Annotated in this window: 18 protein-coding genes and 1 pseudogene; 12 read left to right on the forward strand and 7 right to left on the reverse strand. The window is 29.8% G+C overall.

Annotated features, from left to right (window positions below; translation table 11 throughout):
* The first annotated feature begins 237 nt into the window (after positions 1-237).
* From ACJDTP_RS16455 to ACJDTP_RS16475, 5 genes and pseudogenes are all read left to right on the forward strand, one after another.
* Entirely contained in the window at positions 238-1575 is a 1338-nt protein-coding gene (locus ACJDTP_RS16455; protein ID WP_406761849.1) for a hypothetical protein, read from the forward strand.
* A gap of 975 nt (positions 1576-2550) precedes the next feature.
* Positions 2551-3485 (forward strand): annotated as a pseudogene (locus tag ACJDTP_RS16460) (polysaccharide deacetylase family protein).
* Positions 3486-3705: 220 nt separating this feature from the next.
* Complete coding sequence (locus ACJDTP_RS16465; protein WP_017212945.1) at positions 3706-4332, forward strand: GntR family transcriptional regulator; 627 nt, start codon at positions 3706-3708, stop codon at positions 4330-4332.
* Between the two features lie 362 nt (positions 4333-4694).
* On the forward strand, positions 4695-5822 hold the full coding sequence (locus tag ACJDTP_RS16470) for an ABC transporter ATP-binding protein (RefSeq protein ID WP_406761850.1): 1128 nt from the start codon (positions 4695-4697) through the stop codon (positions 5820-5822).
* Position 5823: 1 nt separating this feature from the next.
* Complete coding sequence (locus ACJDTP_RS16475; protein ID WP_406761851.1) at positions 5824-7398, forward strand: ABC transporter permease/substrate-binding protein; 1575 nt, start codon at positions 5824-5826, stop codon at positions 7396-7398.
* Positions 7399-7978: 580 nt separating this feature from the next.
* Here the strand turns inward: ACJDTP_RS16475 and ACJDTP_RS16480 are convergent.
* The 5 genes from ACJDTP_RS16480 to ACJDTP_RS16500 form a co-directional block, all read right to left on the reverse strand.
* Positions 7979-8980 carry a 5-oxoprolinase subunit C family protein gene (locus ACJDTP_RS16480; RefSeq protein ID WP_077844895.1) on the reverse strand — a complete coding sequence of 334 codons (1002 nt, stop codon included), beginning with the start codon at positions 8978-8980 and terminating at the stop codon, positions 7979-7981.
* The gene (gene pxpB / locus ACJDTP_RS16485; protein WP_406761852.1) at positions 8980-9684 is read right to left on the reverse strand and encodes a 5-oxoprolinase subunit PxpB; all 705 of its coding nucleotides are present in this window, start codon (positions 9682-9684) and stop codon (positions 8980-8982) included. The genes ACJDTP_RS16480 and pxpB overlap by 1 nt, the downstream gene beginning before the upstream one ends.
* Before the next feature lie 30 nt (positions 9685-9714).
* Positions 9715-9804, reverse strand: a complete 90-nt coding sequence (locus tag ACJDTP_RS16490; RefSeq protein ID WP_406761853.1) for a hypothetical protein — start codon at positions 9802-9804, stop codon at positions 9715-9717.
* 74 nt (positions 9805-9878) lie between these two features.
* Positions 9879-11111 carry an NRAMP family divalent metal transporter gene (locus tag ACJDTP_RS16495; protein ID WP_406761854.1) on the reverse strand — a complete coding sequence of 411 codons (1233 nt, stop codon included), beginning with the start codon at positions 11109-11111 and terminating at the stop codon, positions 9879-9881.
* Positions 11112-11180: 69 nt separating this feature from the next.
* Entirely contained in the window at positions 11181-11939 is a 759-nt protein-coding gene (locus tag ACJDTP_RS16500) for a LamB/YcsF family protein (RefSeq protein WP_103698892.1), read from the reverse strand.
* A gap of 419 nt (positions 11940-12358) precedes the next feature.
* Between ACJDTP_RS16500 and ACJDTP_RS16505 the strand changes: the two genes are divergently transcribed.
* Together ACJDTP_RS16505 and ACJDTP_RS16510 are read left to right on the forward strand one after the other, a co-directional pair.
* A complete protein-coding gene (locus tag ACJDTP_RS16505) occupies positions 12359-14029 on the forward strand; it encodes an acetolactate synthase large subunit (protein ID WP_103698891.1) in 1671 nt (556 codons plus the stop codon).
* A 463-nt stretch (positions 14030-14492) separates the two neighbouring features.
* Positions 14493-15440, forward strand: a complete 948-nt coding sequence (locus ACJDTP_RS16510; protein WP_406761855.1) for a LysR family transcriptional regulator — start codon at positions 14493-14495, stop codon at positions 15438-15440.
* A gap of 501 nt (positions 15441-15941) precedes the next feature.
* Here the strand turns inward: ACJDTP_RS16510 and ACJDTP_RS16515 are convergent.
* The gene (locus ACJDTP_RS16515) at positions 15942-17084 is read right to left on the reverse strand and encodes an epoxide hydrolase family protein (RefSeq protein WP_406761856.1); all 1143 of its coding nucleotides are present in this window, start codon (positions 17082-17084) and stop codon (positions 15942-15944) included.
* A gap of 305 nt (positions 17085-17389) precedes the next feature.
* On the opposite strand from ACJDTP_RS16515, the gene ACJDTP_RS16520 reads away from it, so the two are divergent.
* Together ACJDTP_RS16520 and ACJDTP_RS16525 are read left to right on the forward strand one after the other, a co-directional pair.
* Positions 17390-18244, forward strand: a complete 855-nt coding sequence (locus ACJDTP_RS16520; protein WP_406761857.1) for a helix-turn-helix domain-containing protein — start codon at positions 17390-17392, stop codon at positions 18242-18244.
* A gap of 522 nt (positions 18245-18766) precedes the next feature.
* Complete coding sequence (locus ACJDTP_RS16525) at positions 18767-21145, forward strand: EAL domain-containing protein (RefSeq protein WP_406761858.1); 2379 nt, start codon at positions 18767-18769, stop codon at positions 21143-21145.
* A 44-nt stretch (positions 21146-21189) separates the two neighbouring features.
* On the opposite strand, the gene ACJDTP_RS16530 is transcribed toward ACJDTP_RS16525, so the two are convergent.
* The gene (locus ACJDTP_RS16530; protein ID WP_103699270.1) at positions 21190-21735 is read right to left on the reverse strand and encodes a DUF6512 family protein; all 546 of its coding nucleotides are present in this window, start codon (positions 21733-21735) and stop codon (positions 21190-21192) included.
* 438 nt (positions 21736-22173) lie between these two features.
* On the opposite strand from ACJDTP_RS16530, the gene ACJDTP_RS16535 reads away from it, so the two are divergent.
* From ACJDTP_RS16535 to ACJDTP_RS16545, 3 genes are all read left to right on the forward strand, one after another.
* Positions 22174-23613: a DDE-type integrase/transposase/recombinase gene (locus tag ACJDTP_RS16535; RefSeq protein ID WP_039773814.1), complete on the forward strand. Its 1440-nt coding sequence runs from the start codon at positions 22174-22176 to the stop codon at positions 23611-23613.
* A gap of 840 nt (positions 23614-24453) precedes the next feature.
* Entirely contained in the window at positions 24454-25203 is a 750-nt protein-coding gene (locus ACJDTP_RS16540) for a methyltransferase domain-containing protein (RefSeq protein ID WP_406761859.1), read from the forward strand.
* A 266-nt stretch (positions 25204-25469) separates the two neighbouring features.
* Entirely contained in the window at positions 25470-26078 is a 609-nt protein-coding gene (locus tag ACJDTP_RS16545; RefSeq protein ID WP_406761860.1) for a uridine kinase family protein, read from the forward strand.
* The last annotated feature ends 183 nt before the right edge of the window (positions 26079-26261 follow it).

The raw sequence follows: 26261 nt of genomic DNA on the forward strand, positions 1-26261 counted from the left end.
TTTCTAATATGGTATTTATTGCAAAGTATAAATCAAATTATTAGATTGTTTATCTATAGTGTTATTCAGTGAGAAGTGAACTTATGTGTATCAAATTTCTGTGGTTGGGATATTTCTAATTTTAAATATTTAACTCATTAATGAGTGCTTCTGGGCAAGCTATAGACACGAAAAAATTTAGTACAAGAAATATGAAAGAGTAACAAATCAAATTATTAATTGAGTGGGTGAATAATAATGAATAGGAAGATAAATAAAGTAATTGCAGCTGGTATTACAGTTAGCATGATTAATGGAGCGATTATTCCTGCTTTTGCAGCTGAAAATACGAAAACAGTGGAAGATAAAAATAATTCTATTGTATTAAATTCAAGTACATCAGATGAAAACACTAATACTTTAGGCGGACAAACTAGTAAAACAAAGAAGATTATTACATTAGATGAGCTTATAAAATCTGCTGTTGATAATAGTGATAAGTTAGCTTTGAAAGAAAAAGAATTGAAGCTGTATGATGATAAGTTGGATCTTCAGGATGAAAAAGATGATTTCTCTGATGATAATAATTTAAGGACTGGCAATGATAAAGTAGATGATTTTCCATCTGATAAGCTTAAACTTCAAAAGAAACAAACTGCTCAGTCTGAAGCTTTTTTGCAGGATCAAATAACAAATGATGTTACAAAGAGATATAATTCAATCATCTTAAAAAAGATTGATATAGACAAATTAAAAACAGGTTTAGAAATCAAAAATAATGATTTAGATGCTTTAAAAATGAAAGTTTCAGTAGGGCTTGCAATTCCTAATCAGTTAGAGGACAAGCAAATTGAATTGAATAAGGCACAAGATGAGATAAAGGCTAAAGAAAACTCACTAAGAAATAATTTAGATTATTTAGGAGTATTAACAAATCTAAATTTATCAGATTATACATTGGATTCAAGTATTAGTTATGAAATCTTAAAAATAGATGGCTCGCTAGATGAATATTTAGATGATAAAATAGATAGTTATTTAAAGTATAATGATGAAATTATTAAACTTACTGATGATTATATGCATGAGCTACGAGAAGAGGATATGAATAAGCTTAGTTATTATGAAAATAAAGTGGTGAAGGTTAATAAGAATGATTATTACGAGATTGATGGTGATGGCAACAAAACTTTCAATACTCAGGAATATTGTTTAGCCATTGTTAGCTATGTGCAGCAATACTTAAATGCATTTAATAATTATCAGTCCTATTTAGAAGGCAGATACAGTTTGGCAGAAGCCAAGGTTAAATTAGATGATTCAAAGAAAAGTCTTAAAAATGTATTAAAAGAGAATTATTCAACATTATGTGACTTAGAAAATCAAATAAAGAGACTAAATGAACAGATTATATCTAATAATACAAAGCTTAGGTCTCTAAAAGCAAAAGTAGATTTAGGAATAATAACTGAAAATGACTACAAAGCTGAACTTTTAAAGAGTAAGGATTTAGATAACTCACTAATGAATCTTATCGATACTTATAATATCCTAAAAAATAGTATTGAAAAACCTTGGGTACTTAGCAGTAACTAATTTTATGTCATAACTTACCGAAATGAATAACATACTTTTGTTCCAGTTCCTAGGTAATTCTGATGGGTGATTCTAAGGCTATAAAGTTGCACCCAAAGTGCTAGCCTCAAAGAACAAGCTTTGAACTAGCACATTTGGAACAACTTATAGCCAAAGAATCACATCCATCAAAATTACCAATGAAACATTCCACAAAAGTATATTACTCATTTCTGGTTGGAAGATATTTCATAGTCTAAGTATAGTTTATGATTGTGTTATCTATATGGAAATGCAACTAAATAACATAGGATTAATTTTAAAAATAGTTGGAATAACCTAAAAAATAATAGGTTGTTTCAGCTTTTTTTCTTATTTTAGTAATGTATAGATATCCATATACTTTAGTTTTTGGGAATTATACTAGAAATTAGATATAAAATTGTTCTAGTTTTGCTTGTCACGAGTTTGCTTGGGAACATGATGAAATGGTGCAACTTATGAGGTTAGAAAGCCTCAGCATATTCTCAGTAACCGAAACAACAGAGTATCTTTTCTTTCGGAAAGTTATTGCACAAGTCTAAGTTTTGTTTTGGATATCTATATGCTGAAATTCACAATACATATTTCACAATTATGGCTAAAATTCTTGCAATATATTACGGCAAATAACTAAGTTAATAAATTGTAATATTTTTGTTACAAATAATTAAGTATTTTAAATTAAAATATTGATATGGCTTATTGAGGTGTTGGTTTTTGCACGGAATAAAAAATATTTTGGCGATTATTGTTATATGATACAATTTTCTTATATAATGAGGTATAATTTTTAGTAGTTAAATGATAATTATGGAAAGATATTATATATGCTGTAATTCACAATACATATTTTACAATTCAGAATTGCAGCTAAAATTCTTGTAATATTTTAGAATTATTTATAAAGGATTATTTTTGTAATATACATAATAGGAAATACGAGGGGATAAGGAAATGAGAAACAATTACAGATATAGTAGATATAACAGAAATGCTCGCATACGAAGAAAGAGAATATTAATTTTAACTATTATAATTGTGGCATTAGGCGGTTTAGCTGCATCTATAATAGATGATAAATTTTTTTCAAAGGATAAAAATGTACAAGCACTTGCATCTAATGAGGCTGTTGGGTCAAATCAAGATGATGAAGCTAGTAAACCCAAAGAAGATGACACAAATGCTGAAGTGCAAAATGATTCTTATGTTGATGATGTTGCATCTGTAGAGAAATTTTTAACGCAACAAGCGAAAGGACAGAAAATTGAAGATACTGATGGTAAAAAAGTCGTTTACTTATCTTTTGATGACGGACCATCTGAAACTAATACTCCATCAATATTAAAGACTCTTAAGGATGAAAATGTAAAGGCAACTTTTTTGTTCTTGGAAAAGCGATAGACAAAAGTGAAGCTAATAAAAATTTGCTAAAGCAGGAACTTGAAGAAGGACATGCTATAGGAAATCATTCATATTCACATAATTACAAGTACTTATATCCGAATGGAAGTGTCAACACAAATAACTTCATGTCGGAGATTAATAAAACTAATGAGTCATTAAAGAAAGTTTTAGGAGAGGATTTTTCTACAAGGGCTATTAGATTTCCAGGGGGGCATATGTCTTGGAAAAATACTGGGGAAGTGGATAAAATAATGAAGGAAAAAGATTATCATTATGTAGATTGGAATGCATTATCAAAAGATGCAGAAGGCCCTCATAAAAATGCAGATCAATTAATAGAAGAGGTTAAGAAGACTGTTGAAAACAAAACAAAAGTAGTACTATTAATGCATGACACATATGGTAAAGAAGAAACAGCTAAAGCCTTACCAGGAATAATAGAGTATTTAAAGGGTCAAGGGTATGAATTTAGAACTTTTAAGTAAAAATTAGTAGTGTAGTAATGAAACTTTTTTGTTATTTATTTAGGCTTTAAAATTTATAAGGTTTTGATTCTCTGGATTTTATAAATTATATGAAGTTAGATTATAATAAGTTAAGAAAAATAGCAGAAAATAAAAATATATGATAAAATACCTTTGGAAGTATTCCGTAATATTTTCAAAGGTATTTAAATTTTATTTTAATAAGAGGATAGAAGAAAAGATGGAAAAAAAAATAAGAATAGTTAGTCCTGTTTATCAGCAGATTGCCACAGATATTGCTTCAAAAATAGCAAGTGGACATTATCAAGTTGGTGAAAAAATATATGCGCGTTCTGTACTTGCAAGTCAATATGGAGTTTCAGCAGAAACGGCTAGAAGAGCTATAGCAATACTTGCGGATGTGGATATTGTAGATGCCAATAAGGGCAGTGGTGTAATAATAAAATCAACTGAAAATGCCATGAAATTTATCAAGCAGTATAATGATGTTAAGACGGTTAATGATTTAAGAAATGATATATTAGATAAATTAGAAGAACAGAAAAAAGAAAATGATTTATTAAGAGAACAAATAATTGATTTATTAGATAGGACTGATAGATTTAAGTCTATAAATCCATTCATACCATTTGAGATACGTATAACTAAGGAGACCCCCTACATAGATAAAAATGTAGCTGAAATTAATTTTTGGCATAATACCTCTGCAACAATTGTATGTATTAAAAGAAATGGATGTCTAGAAATGTCACCAGGACCATATGCTGTGTTACGTGATAATGATATTTTTTATTTTGTCGGTGATGAAAGCTGCTATGAGAGAGTAAATAAATTCTTATATCCATAATATATCTCTGAATTAATTTGTAACGGGTAATATACTAACCATTTAGATTATAAAAATGGTTAGTATATTACCCGTTATAATTTTAGCGTGAAAAATCTTAATCCAAATCAAAATTAAATATATAACAGCTCACTTCCGATGCTTATTGAATGTTATGATTCAATAGTTTATGAATATTTATCTAATTTCGCTCTTTGTAGTATCTCAGATTTTCAATATGAAACTCTATAACACAAAAAGCAAAAAAGTTCAAGTTTGACAAAAGTAACAACCTTATATTACAATTAAGTTGTTACTAAAACTATAAAAAGTAACAACTTGTATATAGATAGAAAGTTGTTAACGGAAGGGGAGTGGAATTTTTGATAGAATTTAAAAATGTTCGCAAAGATTTTAAAAACAAAACAATACTCAAGGATATTACACTAAAGATAAATAGAGGAGAGCTTGTTGCTATTATAGGATCAAGTGGATGTGGAAAGACCACAACCTTAAAAATGATAAATAGGCTAATTAAGCCAACGTCAGGTAAGATTTTTATTAATGGAGAAGATATTGCTTCAAAAGATGTGATAAAACTTAGACGAAATATTGGATATGTAATACAGCAGACAGGATTGTTTCCGCATCTTACAATTAGAGAAAATATTGAGATGATTCCTAAAGTTGAAAAGTTAAATAAAGTAAGTATAGAAAAAAGAACTCTTGAACTTATGGATATGGTTGGATTAAACAGTAATGACTTTTTAGATAGATATCCAACAGAACTTAGTGGTGGGCAGCAGCAGAGAGTCGGCGTTGCAAGAGCCTTTGCTACTAATCCAGAAATAATTTTAATGGACGAGCCTTTTAGTGCATTAGATCCAATTACTAGAGTTCAGCTTCAAGAGGAGTTAATTGATTTACAGAGTAACTTAAAAAGAACTATTGTGTTTGTAACTCATGACATGGATGAAGCAATAAAAATAGCAGATAAGATTTGCATAATGAATAAAGGTGAAATTGTGCAATATGATACGCCTGAAAATATACTTAAAAATCCTATAAACGATTTTGTAAGTGAATTTATAGGGAAGAATAGAATATGGTCTTCACCAGAATTTATAAGAGCTAAGGATATAATGATTGACCATCCTGTTGTTTGTTTTAAAAATGCATCACTTTTAAGATGTATTGAAAAAATGAGAAGTTCAAAAGTTGATAGTTTAATGGTTATAGATAGAGAAAGTTATCTTTTAGGAATTATTACAGCAAAGCAGATTCAAAATAAAACTGATAGAAATATTCCTGTTGAAGAGATAATGAATAATAAATTTATAAGTGTACAGCCTGATGATTCAATTATAGACATTCTTGAACTTGTAAAAGAACATAAAATAGGGCAAGTACCTGTTCTTGATGACTTTGGAGTTTTAAAAGGTATAATTACCAAAAGTAGCTTGGTAACAACTCTAAGTAGTCAGTTTTTAGATATGGAAGAGGTGAATTAGTATGAACGAATTTTTAAATTATATATTTACATCAAAAGATCAGATAATTACATTACTGCTTGAACACATTAAGCTTACAGCATTATCCGTTGGGATAGCAATAATAATTGGTATGCCACTAGGAATTCTTACAAGCTATGTGAAAAAGCTAAACAAGCCAATCTTAGGAATAGCTAGTGTTGTACAAGCAATTCCAAGCCTGGCACTTCTAGGATTTGCAATACCGTTCTTAGGGATTGGTACACCGCCAGCGATTGTAATGGTAGTACTATACTCATTATTGCCAATTATAAAAAATACAACAACAGGGATTGATAGTATAAATTCAGACATGCTAGAGGCGTCAAAGGGAATCGGACTTACTAAATTTCAAGTTTTAGTTAAGGTTCAAATTCCATTAGCACTACCAGTAATAATGTCAGGAATAAGAATTTCAGCAGTTACAGCAGTAGGACTTATGACTATGGCGGCATTTATTGGTGGCGGTGGTCTAGGATATTTAGTCTTTTCTGGTATAAGAACTGTTAACAATTATCAAATTTTAGCAGGAGCAATACCTGCATGTGTATTAGCATTATTAGTAGATGGATTATTTAGTATTGTGGAAAAACTTGTTACACCAATCAGTTTGCAAAAAGCTAATAATAAATCCAAAGAAGCAAAAATAAGATCTAGAAAAATACAAAAGGGTATATTAGCAGCCACTGCATGTGTACTTATTGGGATTTTTGCAGTAAGTGGATTATCTAAAAAGATTTCTAATAAAAAAGTTATTACAATTGGTAGCAAGGACTTTACTGAACAAGAGATTTTAGGAAATATATTATCAGAGCTTATTGAAAGAAAAACAGATATTTCAGTTAATCGTAAATTTGCATTAGGTGGTACTCAGGTTATATTTTCAGCTATGCAAAATGGAGATGTTGATATGTCTGTAGATTATACGGGTACAGCCTATGGAGATGAATTAAAGTATAAACCTATATCAGATGTAGAAGAAGTTTATAATACAGTAAAAAAAGATTTTAAAGATAAGTATAATATAGAAGTATTAAAACAGATGGGATTTAATAATACCTATACACTTGCTGTAACGAAAGAAACTGCTAAAAAATATAATCTCAAAACAATAAGTGACCTATCTAAAGTTTCAAATGACATTACTGCAACTACAACCTTAGAGTTCCTGAATAGGGAAGATGGATTAGTAGGTTTAGCTAAAAAATATAATTTGAATCTTAAGAATACTGTAGGCATAGATGGTAGTCCTAGGTATGCGGCATTAATGAATAAAGAAAGTGATGTTATAGATGCATTTTCAACAGATGGATTATTAAAAAAATATGATTTAAGTGTTTTAAAAGATGATAAAAACTTCTTCCCTCCATATTATGCGGTTCCGGTTGTACGAGCTGAGACATTAAAGAAATATCCTGAAATTCAACCGCTTGTAGAAGAAGTAGGAGATTTACTTAATAATGATGTAATGGGCGAATTAAACTATGAAGTAGATGAATTAAAAAAAGATCCTAAAGATGTTGCTGTAGAATTTCTACAAAAAAATGGATTGATTTAATTAAAGCAAAAAATTTATAGATAAACAATATATAACATAGACTTATGCAATAATCCACCGAAAGGAGAAACATTGTTATTTCACAGGACTGTGAAAATTTCGCTGAAAGTGCTAAATTGCAGGTTGCACCATTAATGCTTGCTGCATAAAAATGTTTCTGCTTTTTAGAATGGTATTTATTGCAAAGTATAAATCAAATTCTTCAGCTATAATCTATACTTATGTAGTAACTTACCGAAATATTTAACAGCTCATTTTCAAATATTTTATCCTTATTATGCCACTTGTGGTTACAAATATATTTATTATTTCTAGTGAAGATATGAATCTAAAGTTTTAGCAATTTTATAAATATTCTCATCTAATAAGTTGAATTCTTAAATTTTTTATCTGTAAATGATGCTAGAAATATATATATAAAACTTTAAAAGATCAAAAATTCTTACCTTTTTAAATTTTTTACAATTTAAAAAGGTAAGAATTTAAAAAGATAAAAAGGTACATTAGTATAAATCTTTATTTATTTCTAAAAATTTAGTTTTAAAAGTTCCTACTATATAATATATGCACTCATTAAACTCTATATAGTTATTAATCTCATGGATTTTTTTAGCTCTATAATATCTTTTTCTCTTTTAAAATATAGTTTTTCAGCTTCCTTTAGTGTGATTTTCTTAAATGTAATTTTATCGTTAGGTTTTAGCTGAACTATTTTTTGTATGTCTACAGATGCAACATGAGCAATCTTTGGATATCCTCCAGCTGTCTGTCTATCGGCTAAAAGAATGATTGGATTGCCATCTGGAGGAATTTGAATAGTTCCAACAGATACTTCTTCAGATATCATTTCTAATTTTTCTTTAAGTTCAATTTTTTCACCAGATAAACGATAACCCATTCTATCAGACTGATTTTCTACGTTAAACTTTGAATTAAAGAATTTATTTATGCTTTCTTCAGAGATCGCATTAAATTGTCTGTCTTCAAATACTCTAATAACTGTACTATCAGGGTTTTGCATCATGAAGTTTTTCATATACCAGCCTGAAGAAACAAAGTCTCCATTGCCCTCAATATCTTTCATTTTTTTTATTATTTCATGTGATAGCTGACTTTTAACACCAATGCTAAGTACATCATCTTTTCTTAGTGCTCTTCCATTAAAACCACCAAATCCAGCCCTTAAGTATGTACTTTTACTTCCCATAACCTTTGGAACATCAAAGCCTCCAGCAACAGCCAAGTAAGATCGGCAGCCTTTAATGCATGGGCCAAATTTTAGGATACAGTCCTTAGTTAAATAAATAGGTCTTCCCATAGGAACTTTTATTTCATTAATGGTAGGGGAGAGATTTCCACCAGTTAATGAAAATAAAGTTCCTTTTTCAAGCTTTAAGGAAGGTCCAATTAATGTCATTTCTAAGACAGATTCATTTTCATCATTTCCAACCATAATATTAGAAAGTCTCATAGCATAAGTATCCATGGCACCACTGACTATAACTCCATATTTTTGATAGCCAATTCTTCCAAGATCTTGTATAGTTGTGAGGAGTCCTGAACTTAAAACAGATATATTCACTAATTTTCCTCCTTTAGCTTTAAATAATCTTCATAAGAAATAGGATAGAATTTAGCTATATCTCCAGCTTTTAAAAGACTTTTAGGATTTCCATCTAAATTAAACAATTTTATTGGGGTTCTGCCAATAAGCTGCCATCCACCAGGAGTTTCTATTGGATATACTCCTGTCTGCATTCCAGCAATACCAACTGATCCGGCTGGTATTGCTGCTCTTGGGGACTCGCGTCTTGGTGCTGAAATTTTTTCAGACATTCCTCCTAAATAAGGAAAACCTGGTGCAAATCCGATCATATATACTAAATAGTTTCCTTCTGAATGAATTTTAATTACTTCATCTACTGTAAGATTATTAATTTTAGCCACATGTTCTAAATCTGGGCCAAATTCTCCTCCATAGCATACCGGGATTGCAACAATGTGCTCCTTGTCAGGTGAAGTAAAGTCAAGCTTAGACAATATATCATTTAAAATAGATTTTACATCATCATAAGGAGAGTCGGTATTAAGTTTTAAAGGATTATAAACAATAGAAACACTAGCAAAGGCAGGTATATATTCTACCATTCCAGTGAAAGGATGTTTATCAAGATATGAACAGAAAGTACGAACTTTCTTATTTATATCTGCACTAATTTCTTTCCCGAATTCAACTAAAGTTGATGTTTCACTTATTTGAGAAATTTCAAATTTATTTTTATCCATAGTATATTAGCCTCCAAAGATTTTTGAAAATTATAAAACACTAAACTGTTCATCATTTATATCAGTTATAAACATATGCCTTGGAGAATGGGTGATTATAATCTCTGGTTTAACTTCCATAGCAACTGCTTGTGGAGTTTACACCACAGGCCCAAAATAGTGGAACCTCATTCTCTTTGATAGTAACCTAATAATTAGAAAAGCTGCGTAAGAGCAGTATGAACACTCATATATGCTGTAATTGCTACAACTATGAATCCAGCAATAGTCATCCAGATAGGGTGTTTATATTCTCCAACAATTTTTTTATTATGAGCACCAATTAAAATAGAAGTAAGTGTTATAGGAAGTACGAATCCATTTATTGTCCCAACAATAACAAGAACTTTTGCTGGTTGTCCTACTATTACAAAAACAATAGTAGAAAAAACAATAAATGCAATTATAATTTTGCTATAGAATTTATCTATTTTTTCACTGAAAGATTTCATAAATGATACTGAAGTATAAGCACAACCTATAACTGATGTAGTTCCAGCTGACCATAATACTATTCCAAAAATTTTATAGCCTATATTTCCAGCGGCACTTTGAAAAACAGAAGCAGCAGGATTTGTAGGGTCTATCGCATATCCTTTTGTAATAACACCAAGAGCAGCCAAGAAAAGAACTACGCGCATAACTCCAGTAATTAAAATTCCAGTTACAGAGCTTTTTGTTGCTTCTGGAACTAAGTTTTTTCCTTTTATTCCTGCATCTATAAGTCTATGAGCACCCGCAAAAGTTATATAACCTCCTACAGTTCCTCCTACAAGTGTGATTATAGACATCATATCAATTGAATCGGGAAAAATACTTTTCACAGCAGCTTGTCCTACTGGCGGAGTAGCAGCTATCATGACAAATATAGCTAATAATATTCTGACGATTCCAAAAGCCCTCACAAATCTATCCATTATTTCTCCAACTTGCTTAAATAAAAAAATAGATAGTGCAATAAATGCAGTGATTATGGCTCCAGCTTTAAATGGTATTCCAAATAAAACATTTAATCCAAGAGCTGCTCCCGCAACATTACCAATATTGAAAGCTAAACCTCCAATTACAATTAAAGTTGTAACAACATATCCAAGCCCAGGAAGGACCAAATTAGCAATTTCTTGACCTCTTTTCCCTGAAGCAACAATAATTCGCCAAACATTAAGTTGAACACCAATGTCAAGTATTATTGATGCCAATATTACAAAACCAAAACTAGGACCTAATTTCTGAGTAAATACTGTGGTCTGAGTTAAAAACCCAGGGCCTATTGCTGTGATTGCCATTAGAAAAATTGCACCCAAATAAGATTTTAGTTTAGAAGTACTTTTAAACCCACTTATTTCTTCCGTGATTGGACTTTCTTTTAATTCTTTTAATTCTTCCATATTATAGCCCCCTTATAATATAAATTTTTTATTGATATAAATATAAGTTCTTCATATATAATTTAAAAATTACTCAAAAGAAATAATTTCTATACCCGAATTAGTTAAAGTGTTATTTATTTCAAGAGCAAAGTTTAAAGCTTTAGCACTATCCCCATGAATGCATACAGTTTCAGCTTCAATACCTATATCATTACCTTGCTGACATTTAACCTTTTTATCCTTAACCATACGTATAACGCGTTCTATAGATTCTTTTTCATCAGTTACCATAGCGTCACTTTGACTTCTTGGTGTTAAAGAACCATCATTTTGATATGTTCTATCTGCAAAAACCTCACTAGCTGTTCTAAGGCCAACTAAACGCCCCTGTTTAATTGATTCACTTCCTGCTAGACCAAATAAAATTAATTCTGGATTTATATCATAAACTGCTTGTGCTATTGCTATTGCTAATTTTTCATCTTTTGCAGCCATATTGTATAATGCTCCATGAGGTTTTACATGCTGCATAGTTCCACCTTCAGCTTTTATAAATCCGTATAAGGCTCCAACTTGGTATATTACCATGTCGTATGCCTCATCTGGAGTGATTGACATATTTCTTCTTCCGAAACCAATTAAATCTGGAAGACCAGGATGAGCACCAATTGATACATTATTGAGTAGAGCGTTTTTAACAGTTTTTCTCATAACTGACGGATCTCCTGCATGAAATCCACAAGCAATATTTACTGAAGTAACATACTTAAGAATCTCTTCATCAGAGCCAATTTTATAAGCACCAAAGCTTTCCCCAAGATCTGAATTTAAATCTATTTTGTACATAAACTATTCCCCCTTAAAAATAATTCTTATATTAAGTTTTTTATTAACATCTGTAAGTTAAAAAGAATAAATATAAAAAAAGAGCCATTTTAATAAATGACTCCATTGTCTTACTATTTAATTATAATTTTACATAAAAAATAAATTTTTTTCAAGAATTTATTTAAAATTAAATATATTTACCAAAACAATTTTATCATTATTCTAAACATCATTCAAACAAATTTTTTATTGTAGAACTACAACTAAACAGTTGTTAAATAAATTATTTGATTTTCCTCATTTAATCACAACCATTTTATTGTAATTAAATAGGAAAAAAGTTGTTGGAAAAACATTTTTAATTGAAGTATGATGTTTGAGAAAATATTAATGCATTAAGCATAATACTAAAATATATAGATTAGAGGATGTTTATTATGGGGACAGAAAAAAATGAAAAAGCTCAATTAAATACAGCACAGCTGTTAGTTAAATGCTTGGAAGCAGAAGGAGTAGAATATATTTTTGGAATTCCAGGAGAGGAAAACTTAGAAGTAATGAATGCTATTGAAGGGTCAAGTATTAAGTTTATTACGACTCGTCATGAACAAGGGGCTGCATTTATGGCTGATTTATATGGACGGTTAACAGGTAAAGCAGGAGTATGCTTATCAACACTTGGTCCAGGAGCAACTAATTTAGTAACAGGAGTAGCAGATGCACATAGCGATGGTGCCCCTGTAGTTGCAATAACTGGACAGGTTGGAACTGAAAGAATGCATATAACATCGCATCAATTTTTGGATCTTTGTAAAATGTTTGAACCAATTACTAAGAGAAGTAAGCAAATTGTTAGACCAGATACAGTAAATGAAATTGTAAGAATTGCTTTCAAATATGCTGAAAGCGAAAAACCTGGAGCCTGTCATATAGACTTACCTGTAAATATTTCGAAGATGCCTGTAAGTATTTGTGAAAAACCATTAGAAAAGAAAATTCCACCAAAAGAATATGCAGCCTTAGCATCAATAGAAGAAGCTGCAAGTGAGATATTTAAAGCAAGAAATCCAGTTATTTTAGCTGGAAGTGGAGCTATTCGTAATAATGCTGCAAAAGCAGTTACAGAATTCGCAAGTAATTTAAAGATTCCAGTAATAAATACTATGATGGCAAAAGGAATAATTCCTTTTGATAATATATATTCAATGTGGACAATAGGAATTCCCCAGAAAGATTATGTAAATAAAGTTATTGAAGATGCTGATTTAGTAGTTACAATTGGTTATGATATTGTAGAATATGCACCAGCAAAATGGAATGTAAATGGAGATACTAAAATTGTCCATGTCGACACCAGACCATCACACATCAATAAGCTTTATCAGCCAATAGTTGAAGTAGTTGGTGATATTTCAGATGCTTTATATAATATAATGAGAAGAACATCTAGAAAAGAAGAGCCAGTTGACGCACTAAAAATCAAAGAAAAAATGGTTAATGAACATCAAATCTATGCAGAGGATGAAAGTTTTCCAATGAAACCTCAGAAAATTTTAAGTGATGTCAGAAAAGTTATGGGCCCCCATGACATTGTGGTTTCAGATGTTGGAGCACATAAGATGTGGATTGCAAGGCACTATAATTGCTATGAGCCAAACACCTGTATAATTTCTAATGGTTTTGCAACGATGGGAATAGGAGTTCCAGGTGCAATTGCAGCAAAATTAATAAATCCTAGTAAGAAAGTATTAGCAATTGTTGGTGATGGTGGTTTTATGATGAATAATCAGGAAATAGAAACAGCACTTCGTATAGGTACTCCGATTGTCGTTTTAATTTTTAACGATAGAAATTATGGGTTAATAAAATGGAAACAAGAAGATCAGTACGGCAAGAGCTGCTATGTAGAATTCACAAATCCAGACTTTGTTAAAATGGCCGAAAGTATGTATGCAAAAGGATATAGAGTGGAAAAGTCAGAAGACTTAATACCAATTTTAGAGGAAGCCTTTAAGCAAGATGTGCCAGTAATTATTGATTGTCAGGTTGATTATAGAGAAAATACAAAGTTAACAAAGCATTTAGCAGAAGTATATAAGAATCTTTAAGCAAAAAATATGACGTAGAGATGATATTTAAAACTAGGAGCTAGAAAACGAAAGATTATTTGTTAAAACAGAAATTTATTTTTCTAAAATATGTAAAGAATTTATTTATAAATTTAAAACTCTACTGGAGAAATACTAAATTAAATAAATTTATAGGGAAAACTCTGGATTGCAAGGAAAAAGAAGTATATGATAAAATAGAAGAGTTATTAAGCGTACTAATTTCTAGAAAGCTTTAAGAGAATAGAATGTTTTAGAATATAGTTTGAAGAGATCACGCTAGGAAAGTAAATACGTTTGATGATAAATAATCAAGTAAAATTATAGATAAACCAACTAAGCCTAAAACTTATGCATATATTTCTAGTTGGAATATATTTTACAGTATATATCTAGCTTATAATTGGTTTATCTATAGATGCAATATATTTATATTAAATACAAGGTAGAGTAGTGTTACGTTATGATGAATTTTCTTAATTTAGAGTATTTTTTAACAGCAGCAGAAGAGCTGAATTTTACAAAAGCGGCAAAAAAATTGTTTATTTCTCAACAGTCATTAAGTTCTCATATTTCAAAATTGGAGAATGATTTGGGGGTTGAATTATTTAATCGTACAGTGCCATTAACATTGACGCCAGCGGGGAAAAGTTTAGTGAAAAATGCCGTAAGAATTTTAGATTTAAAAGAGCAGTCAGTAAAAGAATTGGCAGATATTAAAGATTTCAAACGTGGAGATTTGTTTATTGGAGCTTCACATACAAGGGGACGAGCTTTTTTGCCAGAAATTCTTCCTTATTATAATGAAAAGTTTCCTAATATTAATTTACATTTACTTGAAGGAAACTCAAAGGAACTAGATGCAGCTTTATTAAAAGGTGACGTAGATTTAATAATAGGAATGTTACCTTTTAATGTTGAAAATGTAGAGATAGTTCCACTTTGTAATGAAGAAGTTCTGATGGTTGTTCCAGATAATATATTAGTAAAATATTTTCCTAACAATTATAAGGAAGTAAAACAAAAACTTGAAAAAGATATGGATATTACATTACTAAAAGATTGCCCATTTCTAATGGTTAATGCTAAAAATAGAGTTAGAATTATTGCAGATGAAATGTTTAATGAAAAAGAAATAAAACCCAATATTATATTGGAGACAGAAAGCATTGAAACAGTATTGGCACTTTCAGTTAAAGGAATGGGAATTACTTTCTATCCAAAAACTCTAATGAATAATAAACATTTAATATTCGATAAGAATACAATTACTGGAGTTAATCTTTATCATCTGAAGTACAACAAAACTCATGGCACATTAGCTATTGGATACCAAAAAAATCGGTATGTCTCTCAAGCTCTAAAAGAATTTATTGAGCTTTCAAAAGATAAGTACGGAAATATAGAATAATAGCATAAGTTATTAATTAGCGTTCTAGTTCTATAAAGTGTTAAACACTTTTAGTAAACTAGAACGCTTTTATTAATGAAGGGTAAAAGGAATAAGGTAAAGGAGCAGCTTACTTTTTGTTTTGGAATTTAACTATTTAGTAATTTCAAATTTAGTAACATTTTTTTCAGTTAAAAACGACATAAGTAAAAATATTCCATAACTAAAACCTCCTAGAATTTAAATTAATTTTCTTTTAATTGAGGATCCTAAATGAATAAACATATAGGTTTAAAGGTTAAATTAACTTGAGACTTATGTGATAATCCACCGAAAACAGAAACATTGTTATTTCGCAGGACTATGAAAATTTCTCTGAAAGTGCTAAATTGCAGGTTGCATCAATAACGATTGCTCCCAATTTCAAAACAATTTAAATATAGATTTATTGTATGAACATATTCACAAATTTGTTGAAACTTTAAGTTTATAATTTCGGTAAGCCATGACATAAGTTCAAGCTTACCTATAAGTTCTAAAGAATGTGCGAACTTCTTCAGCAAAATGTTTAGGATCTTCCATGGCTGTAAAATGTCCTCCTTTAGGCATTGTAGTCCAGCGGGTGATATTTAAATTGCGCATAGCCCATTCTTTTGGTGGCAGCAATACATCAGCTGGGAATAAAGCCATGCCAGTTGGTACATCTATGTGTCCCATCGGTGGCAATGAATGTGTATTTTCATAATATGCATTTGCTGATGAGCCTATGGTATTTGTGACCCAATAGATCATTATATTAGTGAGAAGTTCATCTTTACTAAAGTTTTTATTTAAATCACCATTACAATCACTCCAACCGCGAAATTTTTCTATAATCCATGCAGCCAAGCCTACTGGTGAATCAGAAAGTCCATAGGCAATGGTTTGAGGTTTTGTAGATTGAATAGACATATAACCTGCCTCATTTGACATCCATTCTGAAGCAATTTTCTTATAACTCAATTCATCTTCTGAAAGCTTTGTATCATCTGATATCATAAGATCTCTGATAATTCCAATATCAGTTAGATGGATTCCTATTAGATGTTCTGGATGATTTAATGCCAAGTATCTTGTAACACCTGAACCCATATCTCCACCTGCAGCAGCAAACTTACTGTAGCCAAGTTTTTCAGTCATTAGCTTTGCCCAAAGCTCAGAAACACGATAATTATTCATGCCACTATGTTTTGAAGCACTAGAAAAACCAAAACCAGGTAATGAAGGGACAATTACATCAAAAGAATCATTAGGATCACCACCATAACTTGCAGGGTCAGTAAGAAGTGGGATAATCTTTTGATAACGTATGAAACTATCAGGCCATCCATGAGTAAGTATAATTGGTGTTGGATTAGGTCCTTTTCCTTTTTCATGTATAAAGTGAATATCTATCCCATCCACATTACAACGAAAATGAGAAAAACGGTTTAATTCTTTTTCTTGTGCGCGCCAGTCAAATTCATCCTTCCAATATGAAACAAGTGATTTTAAATAATTTATATTAGTGCCTCGTTCCCAACTTGAGTTTTCTAGCAGCTCAGGCCAGCGTATATGATCCAATCTGTATTTTAAATCATTAAGTACCTCATCAGATACTTGGATATTGAATTTTTTAATTGACATAATAATTCTCCTTTCATATAAGTTATGAACATTAAGCTATTAATGGACTTATTTTGCATAACTTTCTTTAATTCTTAATAATAGTCTACCATTTAGAAAATATGATACAATGTCATAAATGAAGCTTTTAACTATACTATTTGTAAAAGAACAAGAACAAAATCTCAAAGGCGACTGTGGAATCGTCGACTTTTGATATAGGGATTTTTTTAGCATTTGTCTTAGATTTTGCTATTGATTAATGAAAATATAAATGGTAATTTAAATTTATTATTTATTTTAATGTACCCAATGGAGGAATGTTTATGCCGCAGGCAGACCGTCACAAGAATAGAACTGTATATATAGAATTTATTGCAAATGAAAACTTTGTAAATCTTCCTTATAAGGAGCGTTTAACTATAACTTTTATTACGAGTGGAAGCATGAATTTACAACTAAATGATCGCCCTTTGAAAATTGTCGCTCCAAGTATTCTTTGTTTATCAATGGAGGATAAAATAGAAGTTATTGAAAAACAAAATGTTTCTTCGCAATCATTTTGTTTCCATCCAGATTTTTTTAATACAGCTCATTTCTCAGAAACTACTGGATATCTGTCAACTAATCTAAAAATAAAAACTGGTCTTTTACTTTTTGGAGAAGATAAAATTCATACTAGGGTATATGCTGTAGATGAGAAAATATATTTGAAATTATATGAATGGTTTTTTATTATGGGAACAGAAGTATATGCCCAAAGTGATTCGCTTTGGGTCTGCAGAATAAAAAAATACTTAATCCAAATACTGGGGGTGATTGAAGAGCTAAACCACAATAGCGAAAAATCACCTGCTAATTTAGTTTTAGAATATATACATATAAACTATTCTGACAAAATAACCTTGGAAGATTTAACAAGATGTGCGCATTTAAATCGTGTTTCACTAAATAAAAGTTTTCAGGATTTATGTGGATGCACAGCAATGGGCTACTTACTAGCATACCGATTAAAGGTTTCTGAGACTCTATTGACTCATACCGATATGAGCTTAAACGAAATTGCACGTGCCACTGGCTTTGAATATGATACATATTTTATAAAACAATTTTTGGCTAAAAAGGGTATGACTCCAACAGAATTTAGGAAAAACTCACGAGAGTTTTCAAGTCACCAATAAAAAATGTGAAATATATTTGAGAAGATAAATAATACTATTTAAGAAATGGAATTAGTAATAGAGGACGCTGAAGTTTATAAAAATCTGCATCCTCTATATTTATTGTATTTAAAGTATTGTAATCTTATTTTAGGAATATACTATATTCTTAAAAGTTTAATTTATAAAAGCCTATCTTAACTATGAGATGATGCAAGGTGAATGGTTTTATAAGGTGTGAGTATATCATTTAGAACTTATATATGCACTGCTAAAAGTCTAATTAATAAGTATTTATGTATGTAAATGAAATTTATTGGTAAAAAGATAAAATTTTTGCAATGTATAGATTTACAGAACTTGAATATTTATGAAATTAAGAATAAAATGATATAATGACAGAAAATGTTGAAATATGAGATTATTTATTAGAAACGTATAAAATTTAAGTTATAGTTTCTCAATAATTATATAAAGTAAAAATTTATTAAAATATTTTATGCCGGAGGTGGTTTTATTTATATTAGTTTATTTATTTCATTAATGTTATGTTGCGTTTTTTATTCGTTTATTGGTATATACGGATACAGAATGGACAAAAAATCAAAAGCTAATCAAATATTTTTAAATTTAAGCATGTGTTGTGCTGTTTGGGCATTTGGATATGCAATGATGCTGACTTGTGAAAATATAAATATAGCGTTTTTTTGGAGGGCAGTTTCTGTTTTTGGGTATTGTTTTTTTTCTGGTAACTGGCTGTATTTTGCATTTGTATTAAATAATGAGAAAGAAAGTAAATACAATCGGATTATAATAATTTTAGCCCACGTTCCTGTTGCATTATTATTTATGCTAAATATTATGGTTGAACCATCTTCAGCTATGATTAGAAGACCTTATGGATGGATTGATGTGGCTCCAAATTTATTTGGTCAAATTGCATACAGCATATGTTCTATAATTTTTTATGTATTAGGTCTTGTAATGCTATTTAATAGAGGAAGATATTCAAAAAAGAATAGAATAAGAAAGCAAAATAAAATTATTTTATGGACATGTTTTATAAGCATTACCATAGGGGTATTAACAGATATTATTTTACCTATGTTTGGAATTCTTGTCTTTCCTTCAGCAGTTTTGAGTGGAACTATAGCTTTAGGTGGTGTTTGCTATGCAATAAGTAAGCATAGGTTTATGTTGACTACTTCGAAGTATTTATCAGAATACATTTTTAATAGTGTTAAGAACCCAATATTTATTTTAGATGAGAATTTTGCAATCCAAAATTGTAATGAAGCGTCATCAAATATAACTGATTATAAATTTAAAGAATTAGAAGGAAAAATGTTCAGCGATTTAATATCTTATGAAAATATTGATTTCAATACTATAATAAAAAATAGTTATGTGAAAAATGTAGAGGTTAATTTACAACAAAAAAATGAAGGATATATTGAATGTGAATTATCAAGCACAGTTATATATGATGAGTATGACGATAAACTAGGTATTGTAATTTTGATACATGATATTTCAGAAAGAAAGAGAATAGCAGAGCTAGAAAAGAAATACACTTTAAAATTAGAAAGAAAAAATTCGAAACTTATAGATCAAATAAAAGATAAAATACGTGCAGAAGAACAAATACGTCATTATGTATATTATGATGCTCTCACAGAAATTCCTAATAGAAAAATGATGTTAGAAAATATCAATGAGCTATTAAAAAATAAAGATAAAAAATTTGCACTACTTTTTATAGATTTAGATGATTTTAAAAATATAAATGATAATTTTGGACATCAAGTTGGTGATAAAGTTCTTAAAAAAGTAGCATCTACATTGAAAGATTCTATAGGTACACAGGACATAATTAGCAGAATTGGTGGAGATGAATTTATAATTATATTAAAAGATATAGAATCTGACATATATATTAAAGAAGTTGTTCTAAGAATACAAAAGGAATTGAAAAAGCCAGTTACTTATAATGAAGAAGCTTTAATTATTGGAGCAAGCATAGGTATAAGTATATTCCCAGAGCATGGAGAAGATTCAGATACTTTGATTAATAATGCTGATTTAGCCATGTATGAAGTTAAGAAAAGTGGCGGCTACGACTTTGCAATATACTCGTCTAAAATGGAACACAAAGCAATTGATAAATTAGAAATGAAGATGAAATTAAATAAAGCATTAGTAAATAATGAATTTATGGTTTATTATCAGCCTATTATGGATTTAAAGTCAATGAAAGTGTTAAATTCAGAAGCTCTTATAAGATGGAAGCAAGGGGATAGAATTATTCCGCCTATAGAATTTATTCCTATTGCTAAAAGTGTAGGGGAAATAATATCAATAGATAATTGGATGTTAGAAAATGCTTGTGTGCAGTGCAAAAAGTGGAATGAAATTGGCTTGAATGAATTCAGTGTATCAGTAAATACATCTTATTCTCAACTAAAGCAACCTGAATTTGTATCACTTGTTCAGAATATATTAGAGGCATATTCTCTTCCTCCTAAATACCTGAACCTAGAAGTTACTGAAGACGAGGCTATGGAGGATTTTGAAACAATTATAAACATATTGGAACAATTTAAGAGTATGGGAATAAAAATATCATTAGATGATTTTGGGACAGGCTATTCGTCTCTTAATTATGTAAATAAATTGCCTATTGATAAAATAAAAATTGATAAATCCCTTATAATGAATTTGGAAACAAACTATAAAAATCTAACGATTATTAAATCCATAATAAATATGGGACATAGCTTAGATATTAAAATTGTTGCAGAAGGAATTGAAACAAAAGAACAGCTTAGAATCTTAAACGAGCTTAAATGTGATTTCATCCAAGGGTATTTAATAGGAAAACCTATGGAAGCATCAGAGTTTGAACATAAGTTTATTAATTAAATTTCCGTTTAAAATTAAGCTGATCTATATAAAGAGGATTTGTTTTAATGAATTCCATACTGCTTAGTAATAGGGTCCATAAAAATCGGCAATTTAGGAGGACGAAAAGTAAAAAGAGTAAAACAAATTATTATTAAAGAACCTGTTATAATAGATAAATAAAAATGAAGCATAGTTAATGTTGCATATTTATAAATATGCAAAGATAAACATTGAGCTATAGAAAGCCCTAAAAATAATGAAAATATGTCAAGAAATAATGATTGTATTCCAAGAGCACCTGTGTAGGTATAGTAGAAACAAGTTATAACAATACAGCTAGTGATTACTGAAATAACAGAGCATATAACCCAGATATACAAGTTAACTTTATCTCGAAATATTAAAATGCCTAGTATATACCAAATAAAAGTAGGATAGGTAGAAAGTTTTAAATGTTCCCAGATACTTTCGTTAACAGGAGTAAAAATACCTACTATAACTGATTTACCACTCCAACCATATGCAAAGTGAGCTAATGCTCCAAGTAAAAAAGTAATTGGAATACCGATAATAAACCAAAATTCAGGACTTAAAATCATGTTATTCATAATTTAGATACATCTCCAATTTAAATTATATAACTGCTTTAAATAAAGTTATAGATACACAACTTTAAAACCTATATTTATGTGTTAACTTCCCGAAATCATAAATATTTTGATTACGAAAAGCTATGAAAATATCGCTGAAGGTTCTAAGCAGCAGGTTGTATCCACTTTAGCATGCTCCAACTTTCAGTTTGACAAGCTAAAATGGAACAACCTACAGCTAAGAACCTTTAACAGCTTATTTTCAAATGTTTTCTCCATATTATGACCCTTGTGGTTACAAAGTTAGTGTAAAGTATTTACACTACTATTCTTAATTCTTTCTTTATATATCAAGGGTTCGAACGTTTTTTTGTACAAAAAAACAATGCCCCCCTAATTTTATGTTATAATCGAGTTCCGCAACACCAAAATAACATCAAAAGAAAGGTCATTGTCATGGAATCAATTATAACTTATTTACTTTTATACAATCAACATTTAATTAAAATTATTTATAAACTTATTTTGTTTATTTCAAAGAATATACCTTTAAATCAATGGGCTTTCGACGATTCTAACAGCCCAGAATATCAAAAATTTAAAGTAGACAAACTTCCTAAAATTATTCGTTTTGAAAAAGCTGACTATAAATTTCTTTTAGCTTATTACAAGTACAAATATAACAAAATACTAAAACCCGTCCAACGACGTAACGGCAAGTCTATTCCTAGTGAAACTATCTGCCCAAAGTGTGGTGCACCTCATCATTACATCTACGATAATAACGGTAATCGAGGTCAGTTCCAATGCAAAGTTTGTGGTCAAAATTTCAACGAAATTAATCACGTTACTAAACCTATAGTGCTTGTATGTCCTTATTGTGGGCATACTCTTTCTCAAAAGAAAGATCGTAAGCATTTTCGCATTCATAAATGTATAAACCCTAAGTGTTCATACTACTTAGATGGTCTTAAAAGACTTCCTAGTGATATAAAATCTTCTGAGAAATATAAATACAAACTACACTATATTTATAGAGAATTTTGCGTGAATTTCTTCAAGATGAACTTACATACTATTTCTAAGCGGGCCGTAAACTTTAATTTTAAAAAATTTAATCCTCATATTATGGGATTGAGCCTCACTTATCATGTTAATTTTAAACTTTCAACTAGAGAAACCGCTCGCGCTTTAGCGGAGATACATGGTATAAAAATATCACATACTATGGTTGCTAACTATGCATTAACTGCTGCTACTGTAATTAAGCCATTTGTAGATACCTTTGATTACAAGCCTTCTAATATCCTTTCTGCTGATGAAACCTACATAAAAGTAAAAGGTATAAGGCATTATGTTTGGATTGTTATGGATGCTTGTAAAAAGTCTATTCTTGGCTATCAGGTATCTGATACAAGAGCTGTTGGTCCATGCATACTTGCGATGCGAATGGCGTTTGATAAGTTTCAAATATTCCCTAATAAAATGTTAAAGTTTATTGCTGATGGCTATAGTGCTTATCCTCTAGCTAGGCAACAATTTGAACTAGAAGAAGATAAGATCTTTGACCTTACTCAAGTAATAGGACTTACAAATTATGATGAAGTTTCTAAAGAATATCGTTGGGTTAAGCAAGTAGTAGAACGCTTAAATCGTACTTTCAAATCATCATACCGTGTTACTTGTGGTTATGGGAGTGAAGACGGTGCCCTTTACGGAGTCTCACTTTGGGTTGCATATTACAACTTTCTGCGCCCACATCCTTATAATTATTGGCGGCCTCTAAATGAGATTGATCAATTAAAACAAGCTGATAACATGCCTGCTAAATGGCAAATACTTATTAGTCTTGGTCAGCAAACTATACTTCATATGCAAGAAAATCAATGCTCTTGATCTATCGTTAATTTAATACAGTTTACATTTTTTGCCTTCGGCGACGGAGGTCTTTTGTTGTACTTAAAATTAATTATAAAATCACTAAATTATATAATTTTTACTAATATTGGTTAGCGACTTTCGTTTCTATCTTTTCATAGCTCACTTTACACTATCGTTACAAATATATTTATGATTTCTAGTGGAGATATGAACTTAAAGTTTTAGCAGTCTTGTAAGTGTGTTAATCTAATAAGCTGAATTCTTAAATTGTTTATCTATATAAACTAATAATAAAGCAGTTTCATATAATAAATATATGTATCATAGATGGAAATTAAAACCTAAAAGCTTTATGTAAAATTTTTGCAATATTTTTAGAATTATAATGAAGAATTATTTTTAAAGTTTATATTATATAAGTAGGAAAATTTTTAAAAATAGTGAGTAGTACAACAATTTTATATAGATAAATTAATCATAAGTTAAATTTATGTTATGAAATATATTCTAACTAGAAATAAGAATTATGCTTTTGTGAAATGTTTCGTTAGGAATTTGATGGCTCTGATTCTTAGATTAAAAGTTGTTCCAAGTATGCTAGTTCAAAGCTCGCCTTTGAGGCTAGCATCTTGGGCGCAACTTGTGATCTTAGAATCATCCATCATAATTTCCTTAGAAACTGGAACAATAGCATAATCCTTATTTCGGTGAGTTATATCCATAATTTCAGATTATACTTTGTATAACTATATAAATCATAGTTATACAAAGTATAATTAATATGCATTTCAATTATGGTATCTGTTTTGATATACTATTTTTAATGTCAGGTATATTTAAAATGGAGGTGTTTTTATGAATATTAAGTGGAATGCTAAAGGGTATACAAAAGATTTTCAGTTTGTACATCAATATGGTGAAGATGTTTTAAATTTGTTAGATATTGAGAAAGGAATGAAAGTCTTAGATATTGGATGTGGTAATGGAGCATTAACGAAAAAGATTTCAGATATGGGTGCAGATGTAATTGGTATGGATGCATCAGGAGAAATGCTAGAAATTGCAAGAAGAAATTATCCTGAACTAATATTTATACAGGATGATGCAGTGAAGTTTACTTTAAATGAACAAGTTGATGCGATATTTTCTAATGCAGTTTTTCATTGGATTGATAATCAAGATGGATTGCTAGATAGTATTTATAATTCATTAAGAATAAATGGAAGCCTAGTGTGTGAATTTGGAGGATACGGATGCACAGAAACAATTCATTCAAATTTGCAAAAGGCTTTTGAAGCAAGGGAATTAGACTATAAGAGAACATTCTATTTTCCAACTATTGATGAATATACTCCTATTCTTAAAAAGCATGGACTACAAACAGTATATGCAGCATTATTTGATCGTAAAACCGCACTTATAGGTGATGATGGAATGAAGAATTGGATTGAAATGTTTGTTATACAGCTTTTTAAAGGGTTGGATGATTCATTAAAAAATGAAATCATTGATGAAACGGTAAAAAGCTTAAAACCTATTCTATATCAGAATGGAGTATGGTATGCAGATTATGTGCGCATTAGATTGAAAGCTAGAAAAATATAAAATATATATGTTGCAAAAAACAATTCTTCATACTAGTTCTAAAAATATTGTAAGAATTTTAACTGTAATTGTGAAATGTGCATTGTGAATTACAAAATATCTATAGAAAAGATACGGATTTAGAGGAATATCAATCATAAATGGTGAACAAATATATTATGGTAATAAAATAATATTAAAGCTGCAATAACATGTTTATTAATAAACAAAGCACTGTCTTTAGCAGGATTTTATGTAAAGTAAGCTTTTAAATATTGGAGGAAATAATGAATAAAGAACGTAAACCACATATTTATAATGAATATAAATATGTATTTGATGAAATTAAGAACTTACTAAAAGATAATGAAAAATTAGTAATAGCCATTGATGGAAGATGTGGCGGAGGGAAGAGTTCCTTAGGAGCAATGCTTGCAGAAGGGTTTGATTGTAGCCTTTTTCACATGGATGATTTCTTCCTTCCTCCAAGAATGAAAACAAAAGAAAGACTAGCAGAACCTGGTGGAAATGTTCACTACGAAAGATTTGAGGAAGAAATATTAAAGCCACTAAAAAACAACGAGCCTGCTGTATATAGAAAATATTTATGCAATAAAGGGGAGTTAAGTCAGCCTATAAAAGTAGAACCTAAAAATTTAACTATAGTTGAAGGAAGTTATAGTCTGCATCCTACATTAAGGGATTATTATGATTATAAAATTTTTATAACTATTGATTCAAAAGTGCAGCATGAACGAATTTTGAAACGTAATGGTGAAGAAAAACTTCAGGATTTTATAAACAAATGGATCCCATTGGAAGAGCATTACTTTACAGAACTAGACATTGAGAACAAATGTGACATAATACTTGATACTACAAACATAAATAGGTAGGTAAAGAGTTCGTAATATTAAATGAATTATTGAAAAAGTTTAGAATATAGAAAAAGAGCACTGCAAGTCTTTAAAGATATTAGTAGTGCTTTTTCTGGGCTTTTAAATTTGTTTGTAATTTTCAAATAATGTATAATAAATTAGGTTGAAATTGGGATAAAGGAAGAATATAATAAGTTATTT

This window comes from Candidatus Clostridium helianthi, assembly GCF_045310795.1.
In the GTDB taxonomy this organism is placed as follows: domain Bacteria; phylum Bacillota; class Clostridia; order Clostridiales; family Clostridiaceae; genus Clostridium; species Clostridium helianthi.